This window comes from Microbacterium sp. MYb54, assembly GCF_002979515.1.
In the GTDB taxonomy this organism is placed as follows: domain Bacteria; phylum Actinomycetota; class Actinomycetes; order Actinomycetales; family Microbacteriaceae; genus Microbacterium.
In genome coordinates, this window is the sequence record NZ_PCPA01000005.1 from 97,368 (window position 1) to 113,461 (window position 16,094).

16 protein-coding genes are annotated in these 16,094 nt (G+C 67.2%); 5 read left to right on the forward strand and 11 right to left on the reverse strand.

The genetic code is table 11. The annotated features are described in order from the left end of the window. The 4 genes from CQ040_RS07440 to CQ040_RS07455 form a co-directional block, all read right to left on the reverse strand. Positions 1-1,104 carry an iron chelate uptake ABC transporter family permease subunit gene (locus tag CQ040_RS07440; RefSeq protein WP_105526253.1) on the reverse strand — a complete coding sequence of 368 codons (1,104 nt, stop codon included), beginning with the start codon at positions 1,102-1,104 and terminating at the stop codon, positions 1-3. After that, entirely contained in the window at positions 1,101-2,186 is a 1,086-nt protein-coding gene (locus tag CQ040_RS07445; protein ID WP_105526252.1) for an iron ABC transporter permease, read from the reverse strand. Before CQ040_RS07445 ends, CQ040_RS07440 begins: the two co-directional genes overlap by 4 nt. After that, positions 2,183-3,244, reverse strand: coding sequence for an ABC transporter substrate-binding protein (locus CQ040_RS07450; RefSeq protein WP_105526251.1), 1,062 nt, complete (start codon positions 3,242-3,244; stop codon positions 2,183-2,185). The genes CQ040_RS07445 and CQ040_RS07450 overlap by 4 nt, the downstream gene beginning before the upstream one ends. A gap of 169 nt (positions 3,245-3,413) precedes the next feature. Then, entirely contained in the window at positions 3,414-4,256 is an 843-nt protein-coding gene (locus CQ040_RS07455; RefSeq protein WP_105526250.1) for an AraC family transcriptional regulator, read from the reverse strand. A gap of 104 nt (positions 4,257-4,360) precedes the next feature. Here CQ040_RS07455 and arfB point away from each other — a divergent pair, with 104 nt between their 5' ends. Continuing rightward, positions 4,361-4,801: an alternative ribosome rescue aminoacyl-tRNA hydrolase ArfB gene (arfB, locus tag CQ040_RS07460; protein WP_105526249.1), complete on the forward strand. Its 441-nt coding sequence runs from the start codon at positions 4,361-4,363 to the stop codon at positions 4,799-4,801. A 1-nt stretch (position 4,802) separates the two neighbouring features. Here arfB and CQ040_RS07465 read toward each other — a convergent pair whose 3' ends face one another. After that, positions 4,803-5,681, reverse strand: coding sequence for a TetR/AcrR family transcriptional regulator C-terminal domain-containing protein (locus tag CQ040_RS07465; RefSeq protein WP_105526248.1), 879 nt, complete (start codon positions 5,679-5,681; stop codon positions 4,803-4,805). A 70-nt stretch (positions 5,682-5,751) separates the two neighbouring features. Here CQ040_RS07465 and CQ040_RS07470 point away from each other — a divergent pair, with 70 nt between their 5' ends. Beyond that, complete coding sequence (locus tag CQ040_RS07470; protein ID WP_105526247.1) at positions 5,752-6,963, forward strand: FAD-dependent monooxygenase; 1,212 nt, start codon at positions 5,752-5,754, stop codon at positions 6,961-6,963. A gap of 7 nt (positions 6,964-6,970) precedes the next feature. Here the strand turns inward: CQ040_RS07470 and CQ040_RS07475 are convergent, their stop codons facing one another. Next, entirely contained in the window at positions 6,971-8,269 is a 1,299-nt protein-coding gene (locus tag CQ040_RS07475) for a Fic family protein (RefSeq protein WP_105526246.1), read from the reverse strand. A gap of 61 nt (positions 8,270-8,330) precedes the next feature. Beyond that, positions 8,331-8,945 carry a TetR/AcrR family transcriptional regulator gene (locus tag CQ040_RS07480; RefSeq protein WP_105526245.1) on the reverse strand — a complete coding sequence of 205 codons (615 nt, stop codon included), beginning with the start codon at positions 8,943-8,945 and terminating at the stop codon, positions 8,331-8,333. Positions 8,946-9,016: 71 nt separating this feature from the next. Between CQ040_RS07480 and tet(42) the strand changes: the two genes are divergently transcribed. Then, positions 9,017-10,303, forward strand: coding sequence for a tetracycline efflux MFS transporter Tet(42) (gene tet(42), locus CQ040_RS07485; protein ID WP_258131239.1), 1,287 nt, complete (start codon positions 9,017-9,019; stop codon positions 10,301-10,303). Between the two features lie 18 nt (positions 10,304-10,321). Here the strand turns inward: tet(42) and CQ040_RS07490 are convergent, their stop codons facing one another. Further along, complete coding sequence (locus CQ040_RS07490) at positions 10,322-11,152, reverse strand: nucleotidyltransferase domain-containing protein (protein ID WP_258131238.1); 831 nt, start codon at positions 11,150-11,152, stop codon at positions 10,322-10,324. 143 nt (positions 11,153-11,295) lie between these two features. Between CQ040_RS07490 and CQ040_RS07495 the strand changes: the two genes are divergently transcribed. Both CQ040_RS07495 and CQ040_RS07500 read left to right on the forward strand, forming a co-directional pair. Beyond that, the gene (locus CQ040_RS07495) at positions 11,296-11,520 is read left to right on the forward strand and encodes a helix-turn-helix transcriptional regulator (RefSeq protein ID WP_258131237.1); all 225 of its coding nucleotides are present in this window, start codon (positions 11,296-11,298) and stop codon (positions 11,518-11,520) included. 8 nt (positions 11,521-11,528) lie between these two features. Then, complete coding sequence (locus tag CQ040_RS07500; RefSeq protein ID WP_258131236.1) at positions 11,529-12,743, forward strand: type II toxin-antitoxin system HipA family toxin; 1,215 nt, start codon at positions 11,529-11,531, stop codon at positions 12,741-12,743. Positions 12,744-12,781: 38 nt separating this feature from the next. On the opposite strand, the gene CQ040_RS07505 is transcribed toward CQ040_RS07500, so the two are convergent. The 3 genes from CQ040_RS07505 to CQ040_RS07515 all read right to left on the reverse strand — a co-directional run bounded on the left by CQ040_RS07505 (position 12,782) and on the right by CQ040_RS07515 (position 15,711). After that, the gene (locus CQ040_RS07505; RefSeq protein WP_105526340.1) at positions 12,782-13,330 is read right to left on the reverse strand and encodes a hypothetical protein; all 549 of its coding nucleotides are present in this window, start codon (positions 13,328-13,330) and stop codon (positions 12,782-12,784) included. Next, the gene (locus CQ040_RS07510; protein ID WP_105526242.1) at positions 13,327-13,521 is read right to left on the reverse strand and encodes a hypothetical protein; all 195 of its coding nucleotides are present in this window, start codon (positions 13,519-13,521) and stop codon (positions 13,327-13,329) included. The genes CQ040_RS07505 and CQ040_RS07510 overlap by 4 nt, the downstream gene beginning before the upstream one ends. Before the next feature lie 114 nt (positions 13,522-13,635). Then, complete coding sequence (locus CQ040_RS07515; RefSeq protein WP_105526339.1) at positions 13,636-15,711, reverse strand: bifunctional lysylphosphatidylglycerol flippase/synthetase MprF; 2,076 nt, start codon at positions 15,709-15,711, stop codon at positions 13,636-13,638. Positions 15,712-16,094 lie beyond the last annotated feature (383 nt).

Below are 16,094 nucleotides of genomic sequence, written 5' to 3' on the forward strand. Positions count from 1 at the left end.
TCAAGTGCGGCGCGCGTACTGGGCGGCGAGCAGCCAGGCGAGATAGATGCCGCCGACCGAGACCGTCACGACGCCGACCGGTACGGCGACGAGCTGGGCGACGGCATCCGACACCACGACGAGGGCGGCTCCGGTCAGCATCACCGGCACCGTGCCCATCGGGGTGTTCGAGCGGGTGAGGCGCTGCGAGATCTGCGGGGCGGCGAGCGCGATGAACGAGATGGGTCCGGCGGCCGCGGTGACGAGCGCGACCAGGGCAACACCCAGAACCATCGCCGAGAGCCTGGTGCGTCCGGGGCTGATGCCCAGCGCTGTCGCCGCGTCGTCGCCCATCTCCAGCACCGGCAGTGTGCGGGCGAGGGGGAGGGCGAGCACGGTCACGATCGCGAACACGATCGCCGCCGGGATCAGCTGGTCGAACCCGAGGGAGGCGAGCGAACCCGCACCCCAGGTCGCCGCCATCATCGCCTTCTCGACGCTGACCGAGATCAGGATCCACGAGGTGAGCGACCCGAGCCCTGCCGAGACGCCGATGCCGACGATGATCAGGCGGAACGACGACATGGTGTTCTTGCTGGCCAGGGCGTAGACGAGCAGGGCCGTGAACAGGCCGCCGACGAGCGCGCCTGCCGCTTTGAACATGTAGGTGTTCAGCTCGAGCACGATCATCACGAGCGTCACGCCGAACTGGGCGCCGATCCCGAACCCGATGATGTCGGGAGAGCCGAGCGGGTTGCGGGTGAGAGATTGGAAGATGCCGCCGGCGAGGGCGAGCGCTGCCCCGCACAGCACCGCGAACAGCACGCGAGGCAGGCGCCACTCGAAGACGACCTGGCGGATGTCGGGATCGGATGCCGGGTCGAAGATCGCCCGGAGGACCGAGGCGAAGTCCACCTCGTAGGCGCCGATCGTCATGGAGGCGAGTCCTGCGCCGATGATCACGATGACGAGGGCGACCGACACGACCACCGAGCGGGTCGGGATGAGGGCGGCGATCCGCGAGTTCTCGATGCGGATCAGGCGGCGACCGTGATCGACCGGGGTGAATGCGGGAGACGAGGCTTCGGTGTTCGTGACGGTGACGGGCTTCTGGTCGATGCTCACAGTCCGCTCACCCACTTGCGGCGCACGAGGACGATCAGGATGGGGGCTCCGAGGAGGGCGGTGACGATCCCGACGCGCATCTCGCCGTTGGGGAGCACGACGCGGCCGATGATGTCGGCGAACAGCAGGAAGGAGGGGCCGATGAGCATCGAGTATGCGAGCACCCAGCGTTGATCGGGCCCGGTGAACCAGCGGACGATGTGCGGGATCATGAGCCCGACGAAAGCGATGGGTCCGGCCGCGGCGACACTGGTTCCGGCCAGCAGCGTGACGGCGATGATCACCAGCACGCGGGTCACCCGCACCCGGGCACCGAGGGCCTGTGCGAGGTCGTCGCCGAGTGCGAGGGCGTTCAGAGATCGTGCGCACAGGAGCCCGATCAGCAGGCCGGTCACGATCAGGGGCACTGCCCAGGTGAGCTGGTCGAGGGTGCGTCCGCCGATCGAGCCGACGCCCCAGAAGCGCATGACCTGGAGGGTGCTGTGGTCGCGCAGCACGATCGCGGTGGTGAAGCCGGTGAAGGCGGCGCCCAGAGCGACTCCGGCGAGGGTCAGCTTCATGGGGGTCGCGCCCGAGGCTCCGAATGATCCGAGGATGTAGACGAGCATGGTGAGGACGAACGCTCCGGCGAGGGCGAAGGGCACGTAGGCGCCGGGGGTGGTGAGCCCGAGCACGCCGACCGCGAAGGTGACGGCGAAGGATGCTCCGGCATTGACCCCGAGGATGCCGGGGTCGGCGAGGGGGTTGCGGGTGAAGGCCTGGATGAGTCCGCCGCACACGGCGAGCGCGGCACCGACGATGATGCCGAGCAGGGTGCGGGGCACCCGCAGCTCCATGACCATCAGGTGCAGCGGGTTCTCATCGTCGTAGGAGAAGAGCGACTGGAGCACCGTGGCGGGGTCGATCGCACGGCTGCCGACCGCCAGCGAGGCGATGGCGGCGAGCACCAGCACCACCGCCGAGATGATCAGTCCGACCACGAGCGTCCCGTTGCGGTGCGGGGAGTCGACGCTGCGATTCCCCGCACCCGTGTTCGAGACGTCCGTGCCGTCGTCCGTCGCCAGGGACATCTCGGTGGTCACTTGCCGGTGATGGTGGGTTCGCCCTGCAGCGCACCAGCGAGGTCGTCGACGTACTTCGGGAGGATGTACTTCAGTGACAGTACGGTCGGTGCGCTGATGGCCGAGGCCTCGGCGTCGTCGGCGTAGATCACGTAGGAGCCGTTGGCGATCGGGTTCCAACGCGAGACGACCTTGTTCTCGACCGTGTACTCGCCCTCGGCGGCGCTGCTGCCCCAGGCGGCGAACAGGTCTGCCTCCACGTCGTAGAGCTTCTCGAGGCTGACGCCCGTGTACCAGTTGTCGCCCTCAGCGGTCTTGAGGAAGCTGTCCATCGCCGAGGTCGAGGTGAAGCCGAGCGCCTCGGTGATGCGCACACGCGGGTCGTACTCGAGGTAGACGCCGAGGTCGGTGCCGCCCTCGTTCAGGGTCAGGCCCCAGACGAAGGTCTTGTCCTTGAACTCGGGGTGCTCGCCGGCGAGGGTCGTGATCTGCTCCTCGGTCTCGCCGATCAGTTCTTCAGCCTTGGCGTCTTCCGACAGTGCCTTGCCGACCGTGCGGGTCATGTCCTCCCACGTGCCCGGGTTCCAAGGGCCTTCGATGTAGGGGACGGTCGGTGCGATCTCGGTCAGGCGCTCGTACTGCACGTCGGTGATTCCCGAGTACAGGCTCAGGATGAGGTCGGGCTTGAGAGCCTTGATCGCCTCGTAGTTGGGACCGTCGTCGGTGAAGGGGATGATCTCGGGGGTCTCGCCGTACTCCTCGGTGACGAACTCCTCGAACCAGGGCTGGTAGCCGCTCTCGTCGGCGCCCCAGACCTCTTCCATGCCGACGGGGTTGGTGCCGAGGGCGGCGACGATGTCGGCCGTCATCCAGCCGAGGGTGACGATGCGCTGCGGCTTCTCGGGGATCACGGTCTTCCCGTGGCCGTGCTCGATGACGACGCCGTCCGTCGTGGTGGAGGCTGAGCTGGATTCCTCGGGGCTGGACGAGCATCCGGCGAGGGTGAGGGCGGCGGCGAGGGCCGCGGCGACGAGGGCAGAGCCTCGGCGGATCTTCGGGCGCGCAGAAGCGAGCGACATGGTTCTCCTTCGGGAAGGGGGGAGGGGTGTTGCCGCGTCGACGCGGCGAGAAGTTAGGTAAGCATGCCCTAACAGAACGATGCTAGAACGCGGATGCCGCGCTCAGTGTTGCGGGATAGACGACTTGTGTCGCTGAACAGACACCGGAGGGCGGATCGACCGCCGGAGGTCACCGCCAGTACAGCTGGTGCGCAGCATCGGCCTGCACGCGGGCGACGTGCTGGCGCGGTGTTATCCCGAACCGCTCCTTGAACGCCGCCGAGAAGGCGCTCGTCGTCGCGTAGCCGCAACGGTGGGCGGCGGCCCCGATCGGTGTGCCGTCGACGATCAGTCGAGCGCCGAGGGTCATCCGCACCCCGGTGCGCCAGCGTCCGAAGCTCATGCCGACGTCGTTCTGGAAGATGCGCAGCACCGTCCGTTCGTGGAGTCCGTGCGCGAGGAACAGCTCGTTCGCGCTGCGCGGGTCGCCCGGGTCGGCGAGCACGGCCTGCACGAGCGGGGCGACCCGTTCGTCTGAAGGGATCGGCACCTCGCCCCAGCCGCCGGCATCCTCCGGCAGGGGCTGCTGCAGCATCTCGATGAGCACCGACTGGATCCGCACGCGCAGATCGGTGGGCATGTCGTTGATGCCGAGGTGGAGGAGCATCTCCTGCACCGCGCGCGGCACGAGCACACGCGTGATGCCGTCGACCGGTGCGATCAGCGAAGCATCCGGGATGTAGGTGTAGCAGCCGGTGGAGTCGGGCTCGTGGTGGGCGGTGTGCGGGGTGTGCGCAGGAATCCACACACCCTGACCCGGAGCGAGGCGCCACCGCGCATCCTGCAGGTGCACCCAGACCGTGCCTCGGTAGCACCAGGCGAGCATCGGATCGGCGTGGCTGTGCGGCGGCGAGAGCGGGCGAGTGCCGGTGTCTTCGGCGGTGACGACGCCCGTGCCCATCAAGTACGGCTCATTCACGGTCGACGGATACGAGGGGCTCGCCGCCCAGTCGTCCTGCCGGTATGAGTTCATTCGTGCTCCGCGTGTGGCGGCAGGCGCCTCCGGGGAGTGAGTGCCGCCTCGCCAATGCTAGCCGGGAGATGCGCCATCCCTTCCGGAGGCCCGATGATGGACACATGCCTTCCGCCCATCGTCCGGGTCTCCGGGTCTCGTCGGGTCTCACGATCCCCGAGGCCGAGTTGTCGTGGCGCTTCTCGCGGTCGTCCGGGCCCGGAGGGCAGGGCGTGAACACGGCTGACTCGCGGGCGGAGCTGGTGTGGGATGCGGCGAACTCGACGGTGCTCACGCCGCATCAGCGCGAGAGACTGCTCGACCGACTGAGCGGTCGTCTGGTCGACGGCGTGCTGACGATCGCGGCATCCGAGCACCGCGCGCAGCTGCGCAACAGGGATGCCGCCCGTGACCGGCTGGTCGCGCTGGTGGGGGAAGCTCTGCGTCCACCGGCACCGCCGCGGCGGCCGACGAAGCCGAGTCGCGGATCGAAGGAGCGCCGGCTCAAGGCCAAGCAGCGACGCACCGACGTAAAGAGCCTGCGTCAGCGCCCCCGAGACGATTGAGTCAGCGCGAGATCCAACTCTCGATCCCGTCGAGCAGTCGCTGTAGTCCGAACTCGAACAGGGCGTCGAGGTCGAGGTCGAAGTCGTCGGAGTGGACCAGGGATGCGAGCAGGGGCAGGTCGCTCGGCGACACCATGGCCGCGATGTCGGTCGACCGGGTCGTCATGTACTCGTCTGCTGTGAGTCCGGTGTCCTGCTGCTGCTCGGTCTCGAAGGCGAAGTCGGTCGCGAGGGCTTTGACGTGGCTGAACACGATCACGCTGATGTACATCATCGTCTCCATGCTCAGCTCCAGCGGTGCGAGTGCCCGCAGGCACCACTCCGTGTAGCGGAACCCGTTCGGCACGAGCTGCGGCCGAGAGATCGACATCACACCCGCGAGCCAGGGGTGCCGTTGGAAAGCCGCCCACTGCAGGCGTGCCGACACCTCGAGGTCGGCACGCCAGTCGGATGACGGTGTGGGGAACGAATCCTCGCCCAGCACCGCGTCGATCATCAGCAGCACGAGGCCGTCCTTGCTGTCGACGTGGCGGTAGAGCGACATGGTCGGCGTGCCGAGCTCGGCGGCGATGCGTCGCATCGAGATCGCCGCGATGCCCTCGGCGTCTGCCATCGCGATCGCAGTCGGGACCACCGTCGCCGTCGACAACGACGGGGAGGGCGTGAAGGCGGGGGAGGCGACGATGCTCCCGATGCCGGGTGTCGAGACGATGAGCCCCTGCTGCTGCAGTACGGCGAGGGCCTTGGTCGCGGTGGCGATCGCGACACCCCAGTCCCTGGTGATGCCGCGCGCCGAGGGAACCCGCTCGCCGGGGCTCAGGTCTCCGGACGCGATCCGGTCGGCGATCTCCGCCGCGATGCTCTGAGAAGTTGCTCGCACCGTACTAGTACACCACCTTCACAACTAGAACACTTGTACACCGTACATCACCTGTATTACCGTGCGATGCATGAACGAATACAGCGTACTCATCTCCGGCGCAGGCATCGCAGGACCCGCTCTCGCGCACTGGCTTCATCGGCAGGGCATCCGCTCCACGATCGTCGAGCAGGCGTCAGATCTCCGTCTCGGCGGGCAGGCCGTCGACCTTCGCGGTCTGGGCGAAGTCGTCGCCCAGCGGATGGGCATCATGCCTCGGGTGCGCGAGCGCATCGTGCACGAGAAGGGTCTGCGCTACATCGACAGCGCCGGCCGAGCGCTCGCCACGATGCCCGCCGACCTCTTCGTCGGCGATGGCAGCCCTGTGACCGAGATCGAGATCATGAAGGGTGATCTCACCGAGATCCTCCATGATCTCGTCGCCGATCACACCGAGACGATCTTCGGCGATCGCATCGAAGCGCTCTCGGACGGCCCCGACGGCGTCGAGGTCACGTTCCGCAGCGGGCTCGTCCGCACCTTCGACGTCGTGGTGGGCGCCGATGGCATCCACTCCGGTGTGCGGGCGCTGGCCTTCGGGCCGGAATCCGACTACGTCGTCCACCTCGGCGCCTACCTCGGGTACTGCACGGTTCCTGATCCCGGCCCCCTCGACTCCTGGTTCGACATGTACAGCGAGCCGGGTCGGATGCTCGCGCTGCGGCCCGAGCGCGGCGGTACAGCGAAGGCGATGCTCGCGTTCGCGGACACCGGGCTCGACGTGGATCGGCGTGACGTCGCCAGCCAGAAGCGCCTCCTGCGCGAGGTCTTCGCAGGGATGGGATGGCGCTCGGAGGAGCTTCTCGCTGCGGCCGACGCAGATGACGAGTTCCATCTCGACACGGTCAGCCAGGTGCACATGGAGCACTGGGCCACTGGACGGATCGCGCTGGTCGGCGACGCCGGTTACTGCGGGTCACCCCTCACCGGCATGGGCACGAGTCTCGCCCTGGTCGGCGCGTATGTGTTGGCCGGCGAACTCGGGCGTGCACGCGGCGACCATGCGGCGGCCTTCGCGCGCTACGAGGAGATCATGCGGCCGTATGTCGTCGCCTCTCACACGCTCGCGCCAGGAGGTGTCGACGGCTTCCTGCCGCGTGGGCGCTTCGCGCTGCGGATGCGAGTGCTCACCGCGCGCCTGATGCACCACTGGCCGATGCGGCAGCTCGTCGCGAAGATGCTCGACAAGTCCGAGGCGATCGAGCTCCCGGAGTATGAGTGGGCGGAGCTGGCGAGCGCGTGAAGTGGTTCTACCCGTCGGTGTCACCAGAGAGATCGCGCAGCAGGCCCAGCCGCTCGATCTCCGGTTGAGGTGGTCCTGATCTGGGGGCCCGAGCAGCGGTGTCGCCGCCACCGATACGGTTGCTGCGTTCGGTGAGTGCGACGAGGGCGAGGTGACGATCGGCGGACCAGCACACGAGCCGTCCGCGCTGGTCTTTGGTGCGGGACAGGATGTCTGCGTCGGCCAGCAGGGTGAGGGCTCGGTGGGCAGCCGTTGTCGATACGCCGTGGCGCTCTGCGACTGAATCGATCGTCAGAACGGGTTCGGACGCAAGGCGCTCCAGGATGCGGAGGGCCACGGAGTCGCGTCTCGGTACCGCAGGCGAGAGTCCCTGCGCGCGGCGATAGGCGATGAAGTCGGCATTGATCTGCGCGTCCAGTGAGGCGATGTCATCGGCAAGGCGCACGGCGTTCGCGGCGGCGAGCTCGGTCGCCCTCGCGAAGCCGAGCACCCATTCGTCGAGGCGTGGAGGATCCGCTCGGAAGGCCGAGAGGCCGGCGATATACGAGTCGGTGTCTCCGGCGAAGACGGTACTGATCGGGATCAGGGTATGGCGCACGGCGTCCGCGCGTCGCAGCACCGTGTGGATGAGCGCGCGCCCGGTGCGTCCGTTGCCATCGATGAAGGGGTGGATCGTCTCGAACTGGGCGTGGGCGATGGCCGCGCGGACGACGGCGTTGCCGGAGGTCTGGGTGAGGAAGCCGGCGAGGTCGGACACGAGTCGCTCGACTTCGGACTCGGGCGGGGGGATGAACTCGGCGCGGAGAGGGCTCCAACCGGCTCCGCTGACCCAGTTCTGCTCGGTTCGTAGCCCGCGCTCGAGGGAGGGCTCGATCACGTGCTGCAGGTCCTCGATGTCGGCGACCTCGATGATCCGACGGTGATCTGCGAGCGTGTCGATCGCATCTTCGGTTGCTCGGATGTTGCCGATGACATCGAGCGCGACGCGTGGGCCGTGATGGAGGAGTTCGGCCACCGCGAGGCGTTTGGGTGTGATCCGATTGCCTTCGATCCACGACGACGAGATGCTCTCCGACCGGATCAGCAGGTGGTTGAGGTAAGAGGATCGGGAGCCGATACGTTCGTCTGCCCGCGCAAGCACAGTGAGGGCGTCCTCTGCGGCGGCCCGAGCCTCGGACCCGATTGGGGGGAGCGCAGACCCGAGTTCATCGGGGACGTAGGCGCGATAGCGGCCGGCGGCGCGGTCGCGTCGGCTCAGCTGTCCGTATTCCGTCGGGTTCCACAGGCGTTCGACGAACCGTGCCATGGTCACCTCCATAACCTGGGCGACCGTGTCGCTTGATTAACTTTAGCGCATCTAAAGTTAATCAGGCTTTGGATCCGGCGAGCCGGGCCTCGACCGGGGCCCACCCGCTCTCGAGCACGCGGAACCCCGCGTCCACGGTGTCGAGGGGGTCAGCGCTGTCGTTGATCAGCAGCTGCATCTGCAGCACGAACCGGGCGTAGACGCGGATCTCGGCGACGGGCTCGCTGAGGCCGAGTTCCTCGGCGATGGCTGCGGCGAGGGCATCCTCGTGTCGGAGCCACATCTTCGCCGCATAGTCGCGCAGTGCCGGTGTCTCGTTGAGGAAGCGCATGAAGACACGGGTGACGTCGTCACCGTGCTCGTCGAAGTTCGCCTTGACCTCGGTGGAGAAGAAGTCGTGGATCGCGTGGTTGATCGTGCTCCCCTCGGGGCGCTCCCGTACCGCCGCGACGAGGCGGTCGCGCTGTTCGTCGTCCTCATCGAAGACGAGGGCCTCCTTCTGCGGGAAGTGCGCGAACACGGTCGTCGGGGAGACATCCGCGGCGTCGGCGACCTCGCGGATGCTCACATTGTCGAAGCCGCGCTCCAGGAACATCACCGTCGCGACGTCGGAGATCGCCTTACGCGTCGCGGCCTTCTTCCGTTCACGGCGCCCGAGGGGTTCTGGAGTCGTCATGCTCGACAGCCTACCGCGAACCGACTACAAAAGTGGCTTGACACCAAAACTGGTATTGATACACTTTCGGTATGACTTCACCCACTTCCCTCACGCGACGGGATCAGAACCGCGCGTGGATCATGCTCATCGTCCTGACGATGCTGACCGTCATCGGCATGACGGTCGTCCTCCCTGTCCTCCCCTTCGTCGTGCTGCAGTACGTCTCGCACGAGAGCGACCTCGCCATCTGGGTGGGTGTGCTCGAGGCGATCAACGGACTCTGCGCCTTCCTGGTCGCCCCGTTCCTCGGCCGGCTCTCCGACCGCTTCGGCCGTCGACCCGTCATCATCGTCGCGGCGTTCGGCGCCGCGTTCTCCATGGCGCTGTTCGGCATCGGCGGTGCGATCTGGGTGCTCGTCCTCGCCCGCGTCATCCAGGGTCTGACCGCCGGCGACCTTCCCGCCCTCTTCGCCTACCTCGCCGACATCACCCCGCCCGAGCAGCGCGCGAAGCGCTTCGGGCTTCTCGGCGCCCTTTCCGGCATCGGCACCATGATCGGCCCGGCGATCGGTGGTCTCCTCGCCGCGGTGAGCATCCAGCTCCCCGTCTTCCTCACAGCGGCCGTCGCCCTCACGATCGCGATCCTCAGCATCTTCCTGCTCCCCGAGAGCCTCAAACCAGGCAATCGCATCGCCACGATCAAGCTGCGTGACGTCCAGCCGTTCGCCGTCTTCAAGGACGCGTTCGGTCGCAAGGAGCTGCGTGGACTGATGATCGGCTTCGGACTGCTCGCCCTGCCGTTCGGGTTCTTCGTGAACAACTTCAGCGTGCTCGCCCTGGACTCCATCCAGTGGGGCCCGACCCAGATCGGTCTGCTGACCGCGGCCGTCGGCATCATCGACATCGTCATCCAGGGTGTGCTGCTGGGCATCCTGCTTCCCCGCATCGGCGAGCGCGGGGTGATCGTGAGCGGCATCATCGCGCAGATGATCGGTCTCGCGGCCCTCGCCATCGTCGCCTCCGTCTTCGCCCAGCCCTGGGTGTTCATCGTCGGCGCACTCATGCTCGCGGCAGGCCAGGGTGCATCGCAGGCCGCCATGGACGGCGCGATGTCGAACGCCGTCGGCGACGACGAGCAGGGCTGGCTCGGCGGGGCGACCCAGTCGCTGAACGCGGCGATGGGCACGGCAGCGCCGCTCATCGCGGGTGCGCTCTACGCCCTGGTCAGCCACGCCGCGCCCTACTGGCTCGGTGTCGCGCTCATGATCGTCGCCGCGATCGTCGTCAGCCGTGCGCACATCGCGAACACGGCCAAGCGTCCCACCGGCGACACGACCGGCGAGACTCCCGCAGAGCTCGCCGAGACGATCGGCTGAAGACCGGTCAGGCGTCGATCAGCTGAGGTCTGATCCACCTGCGGGAGTTGCCGGGCGCGGCAGCTCCCGCAGTCGTGTGATCGTGGCCAGAAGCTCTTCCGGCGACGTTCCGAGGCTTCCGAGCGCCGCTGCCGCTGCCGCGCTGAACCCGCGAGTGTCGGTGGCGAGGCGAGCCACGTTCGGCACCAGGCCCTTCTCGTTCGTGACCCAGTTGCCGGCAGAGGCATGCCAGGCGTGCGCGGTGAGCATCGTCGTCGTGGTCCCGCACAGCGACACGTAGGCGACGTCACCCGCCTTCGCACCCTTCATGGCCGCGTTCAGCAGGAAATCGACCTGCCAGAGGTTGGCGATGAATGCGTCGCGGAGGGCCTCGGGGTAAGGGGTGACACTGCGCGCCAGCGCGACCAGGATCCCCTCCGGATCGCGAAGCGGCACACTCGTCGCCACTTCGCCCGCGTAGGCGATGTCGAGGAAGCCCAGCGGATGCCCCGGCTGGGCGTGGAACGCGAACTCACCCTGAACTGCACGAGCGCACTGCTCCTCGACGCGGGTGACATCGCGGAGGATGAGGTCGACCGGCACACCGTCGACGATCAGCCAGGCACCGCCGTCGACCCATGGCCCCCATCCGCCCCGCTCGGCGACCTCGACGGCTTCGCCCGTCCAGCCGCTCGCCACCCGTGCCAGGCCGTCACGGTCGAGATCCGCGTCGACGTACAGACCCAGATCGATGTCGGAGTCGGGCCGATGCGTGCCGCGGGCGCGGCTGCCTCCCAGCGCGACGGCCCGCACGCCGGACACCCGGCTCAGTTCGTCGGCCATGGAGCGGAGGCGTTCTTCATCGAGCACGACACCGATCGTACTCACACGGTCGCGAGCGGGTTCGACCTCTATCCGGAAATCGACATAGGGGTTGCGTTATCCGGAAAACGTAATAGCCTCGCGTTATCCGGAAAACGTAATAGAAGGGAGTGCTCGTGTCGGATCAGAGCATGAAGCTCCGCTCGCCCGGCGACATCGGACTGATCATCCAACAGGCGAGACTCGCTCACGGAATGTCTCAGACCGCGCTCGCGGAAAACCTGGGGATGTCTCAGCGCGCGGTGAGCGAGATCGAGTCGGGGACCCCGACGATCTACATGCGAAAGGTCTTCGACCTTCTGCAGGCGACCGGTGTTGAGCTCTCGGCGCACTGGGAAGACGGCGACGCAGGATGAGGCTCGCCGTGGAGCTGTATGCAACAGTGATCGGGCATCTGGAAGGTCAGGATTCCCGCAGCTTCGACTTCGTCGGCGTGAGGGGAGCGACCGACGTGTTCGGCATGAACAGCCGGGTGCTGTCTGTTGCCATTCCGCTCGTCCGCGCACTTCCGCGCCATCATGCGGTCAGGCGACGGAACTGGTTCGGCGAGCTGCTTCCTGAGGGAGACCAACTCGACTACATGCTCGCCGAGGGCGGCATCAGACGCGGCGACACTCCGGCCTTTCTGGGGCGCTACGGGCGTGACGTCGCGGGCGCACTGCAGATCTGGGACGTCGAGGATCCGAGTGAGCCGAGAAGTCCAGGGCTTCTTCCACTTGACGTCCGAGGCGTCCGCGACCTGCTCGAGCATCCCCTGCAGGCGCCGCTCGCGAATGCGCCGGGCTTGGGGAAATCGTCGCTCGGCGGGGTTCAACCCAAGATCGTCCTGGCGCGAATCGACGGAGGGTGGAACCAGGTCATCGGAGGACACCCATCCACGCATATCCTCAAGCCTCAGCTGGAGAAGAAGCCGACTGTCATCTTCGATGAGGAATACGGGTCACGGCTTGCTCGCGGTCTAGGCCTTGCTCAATTCGATACGCGTATCGAGGAGTTCGATGGCTTGCCTGCCCTCGTGATCGAGCGATTCGATCGGATCGGGGGAGCGCGTGTTCATCAGGAGGACTTCAACCAGGCGCTGGGTGCATCGGGCAACCAGAAGTACCAGGAGATCGGCGGGGTGGTGAGCCTGGAGCGGGTGGCGCAGACGCTTCGCAGCTATGCGGGGGGAGCGGATATCCGTTCCCTGGCACGCATGACGACGCTCGGGCTCGCGATCGGCAATCTCGACATGCACACGAAGAACCTCGGACTCCTGCATCCCGCGTCTGGGGACGTCTCCCTCGCGCCCGCGTATGACGTGGTGCCGATGTCGCACCACGCCGATGCTGATGGGAAGTTGGCGTTGGCGATCAACAAGAAGTACCGGCACGCCGACCTCGTGGCCGACGACCTCATCACCGAACTACGTGTGTGGGGAGTGCGGCGCCCTGAGCCTCTGGTGCGGGAGGCTCTGGAAGAACTGCAGGCGCTGGTCCAGTTCGAGGTCCCGTCGGACAGCGCGCATCCGAACCTTCAGGAAGACATACTTCGTTTCGTCCGCAACCTGCTCGACGGGCGTGCCATCGGGGCGCGGTGAGGGTGCTGCGCTCTCCGTGCTGACTGAACCCAGGTGGCTCAGTCCGCTGTGGGCTCCGGGGGTGAGGAGACGGGCACGCCGGTATCGCGAACGAGGTACACCCAGGGAAACGCCGTGCAACTGATCTTCCATCCTTCGGAGCGCTCCGCTGCTCTGATCGGGCGCCACACGCTTCGGCGATGCTCCCACCGCGTGTCGCTGCGAAGCATCCGGTGTGCGGACGCGCCGGCCTCGACCGTGTGCCAGCCTTCGAGGCCGGCGAGTTCCAGCTCGGCCATTTCATCGAAGACGCTCACGGGGCCGAGCCAGCGCTCGTTTCCGTCCTGGCGAACCGTCTCGCTCGGATGGCCGAACCTCTGCTGGGCTGCTTGGCGGGACATGCCGAGCTCGGTACCGATCATCGACCAGCTCGCACCCGCTGCCCGGGCGGAGAGCACTGTTCGCCGCAGAATGCTGCGCACCTCGTCTTCCGCTCGGGCGCTCGCCGCGATCAGGGCGATGTGGTCTTCTGTGGCGAGGGATGTCTTTTCGGCGACGCCGGCCTCGGCGACAACGGCATGGCCGATCGCGTCCCCGAGTGCGCTCACTCCGCGGGTCCGCGGCTCGGAAGCCACTGCCGCCGGTGAGTGCGTCGGGCGCCGTTTCCAAATCCCCAGAGATAGGTCCCCACGAGCATCGCACCGATGCCGGTGCCCTGCGCGAGTCCGCCGCCGAACCCGCGCAGATCGAAGCCGATGGACAGGAGGAGTGCCGCCGCGCCTACTGCGAGGAGCACCATTCCGATGCCTGTGGTCAGTCGTTCGGATCGTGTTGAGTGTTGTGAGGAGTCGACCATGGCGTCAATCTAGTGTTGACGTTGATCGATGTCAACCGCTGATTGACGCCGGGTGGCTCAGTCCTTCCCGCCGCGCACGAGTTCGAGCCCCGCACCGGCGAACTGACGCAGCGTCGCATCCGGCAGGAACGCCCGGGTGAGCGCCCCGCCGATGCGGGTGAGGTCGCTCTCGTCGCGGAAGAGCAGGTACATGGTCTCGTAGCGTGGGTGGAACTTCTGCTTGAAGCGGTGCAGCGACCCGAAGCCGTAGACCGGCTCCAGGGCCTCGGCGAGCCGATCGCTGAGAGCAGCGATCACTCCGGCGTCCGGCGGATAGTCGTGGGCGAGCGGTGCGCCCGAGAGCGACATGATCTGAGCGCCCTCCTCGGAGAACTGCTTCGCAGACGATCCGATCAGGTACTCCATCACCGGGCCGAAGCCCCCTTCCCGCCGACGCATGAGGTCGAGGGTCCAGCCGCGCACCGCACCGTCCGCCCCGTGCACCGGCAGCCAGGAGAGGAAGCCGTCGACGTCGCCGTTGGGGGCGAGCGCCAGGGCGAGCCGCACCTCCGGATCCTCCGCCTCGTCGAGCGTGCCGAGGGTGAAGCGCATCTCGGGCAGATCCTTGTCGCCGACCCAGGCCTCGGAGATCGCACGCAACTGTTGCTGCACACCCCACGGCTCCGCCTTGAGGTGCGTCATCCGGAAGGTCATCTCCTCCCGGCCTGCCTTGTTGAGCGAGGTGCGCACCGAGTTCCAGCGCTTGCCCGTGAACTCCAACCCCGGCAGGTCGACGATGGTGTCGTCGGCCACGACGATGCTCCGCCAGGTGGAGGGGACCGCCGCGCGGGTGGCTTCGTCCGCGCTGAAGAAGCAGGGAACGAGGCCGGCGAGTTCGGCAGCGTGGATGAAGTCCGTCACGGCCTCGGCGCGGCCGGCCGCTGGTCCGATCGGGTCGGCGAGCGCCAGTGCCACGCCGTTGCGACGCTGATACGCGACGATGCCGCCGTTGACGCGTGCGTAGCTGTTGCCCTCCCATGTCGTCATCCACGAGAGCGTCCCGCCACCATGCGCCTGCAGTTCCTGCTTCAGCTCGTCCACGGTCGGGGCCGGCTGGATGCCGAGTTTGGCACGACGCTTTGCCCGGAACGCCCGGCGCACCCACACCAGGTAGACGAGCATGATCAGCCAGAGGAAGCCGTTGGCCAGTTCGAGCTCGGTCTCGCCATCCCAGCGGACGTCGAGCTGCGCCTGACTGAACACCGTGATGAGGGTGAGCACGAGTGCCGCGATCAGCACGTTGAAGAGCCCGAGCAGGAGCGCGAGTACCCACGCGAAGCGTCGACCTCGACGCAGACCGTTCACGAGCACCAGGATCACGACGAGGTCGATGGCGAGGCTGATGAAGCCGCCGGAGACGGGTTCGGTTGGACCGAACGGCCCGTCTGTCGGCACGAGGGTCGTGATGATCTCGACTGCGCCGAGCACGAGCATTGCCACCACGGCGATCAGCCGCTGTTCGCGGACGGTCGTGTGCCGCACTCGCAGCGACCGATCGACGACGAGGATCAGCAGTACCGCGAGCAGGTGCTCGAGGTCGGCGACCTTGCCCCAGAAGAGCATGGCGATGAAGACGAAGCCGAGCAGGATGAGCCATCCGCGCACCCGCCAGGGCGGGCGGAACAGGCCGACCGCCGCGGCGATGCAGGCCATCGTGCCGCCGGAGGCTCCGACGTCGAGTGCCTGCGCCTGTTCTGCGGCCCACGCCCACGGGAACTGCGAGAGCACGAACAGCAGCAGAGCGGTGGCGAAGATCGCGAACAGCTGACCGACCCAGTAGTAGGCGAGCGCGACCCGCGATCCGCGACGGAACTCCAGATAGGCCATGCCCCAGAAGCCGGCGATCGTGAACAGGTAGACCCACGGCTGGTTCACGAAGAACGTGCCGGTCAGGGGCGTCCACCACTTGCCGTCGGCGAGGTTCGGCAGCCCGTAGGCGACGGCCTTGAACAGCGCCGTGTCCTCGAAGGGCGCCCAGAGTCCGCGCCAGATCACTCCCACCGCGATGATCAGCAGCATCATCGTCAGCGTCGCCGGGATCCGACGGACGACCGCCATCACGGGGTGCGGCGAGGGAGAGTGCTCCTCAGTCATGCGCTCAGCGTAGCGAGGGCGGCATCGGTGCGGCGTCGTCCAAGGCGAGCGCGGGTGGATCGAGAGCGCTGCGGACACCTTCCCTGCGTGCTTGTTCGAGCATGGCTTGCAGCGCTTCGCGGCGACGGCGGCGGTCACGGGATTCCAGTCGAGGTGGTACTCGACTGAAACGTCGCTGGTCTCGCCTCGGCGACCGAGTCGTGCACGAAGCCTGCTGTCTCGGAGAAGATCAGCGCACGGAACCCCGGTTCGGCCGCAGCGGCCGGTGGGGAGGCGGGAGGGTCGGCCGGATGGTCATGGCCGTCGTGGGCGGATGCTCTTCGCGATCTCTTCATGCGGGTGAGTCAATACGCGTGAGTATGTTGATTTCCATGGCATCTTGC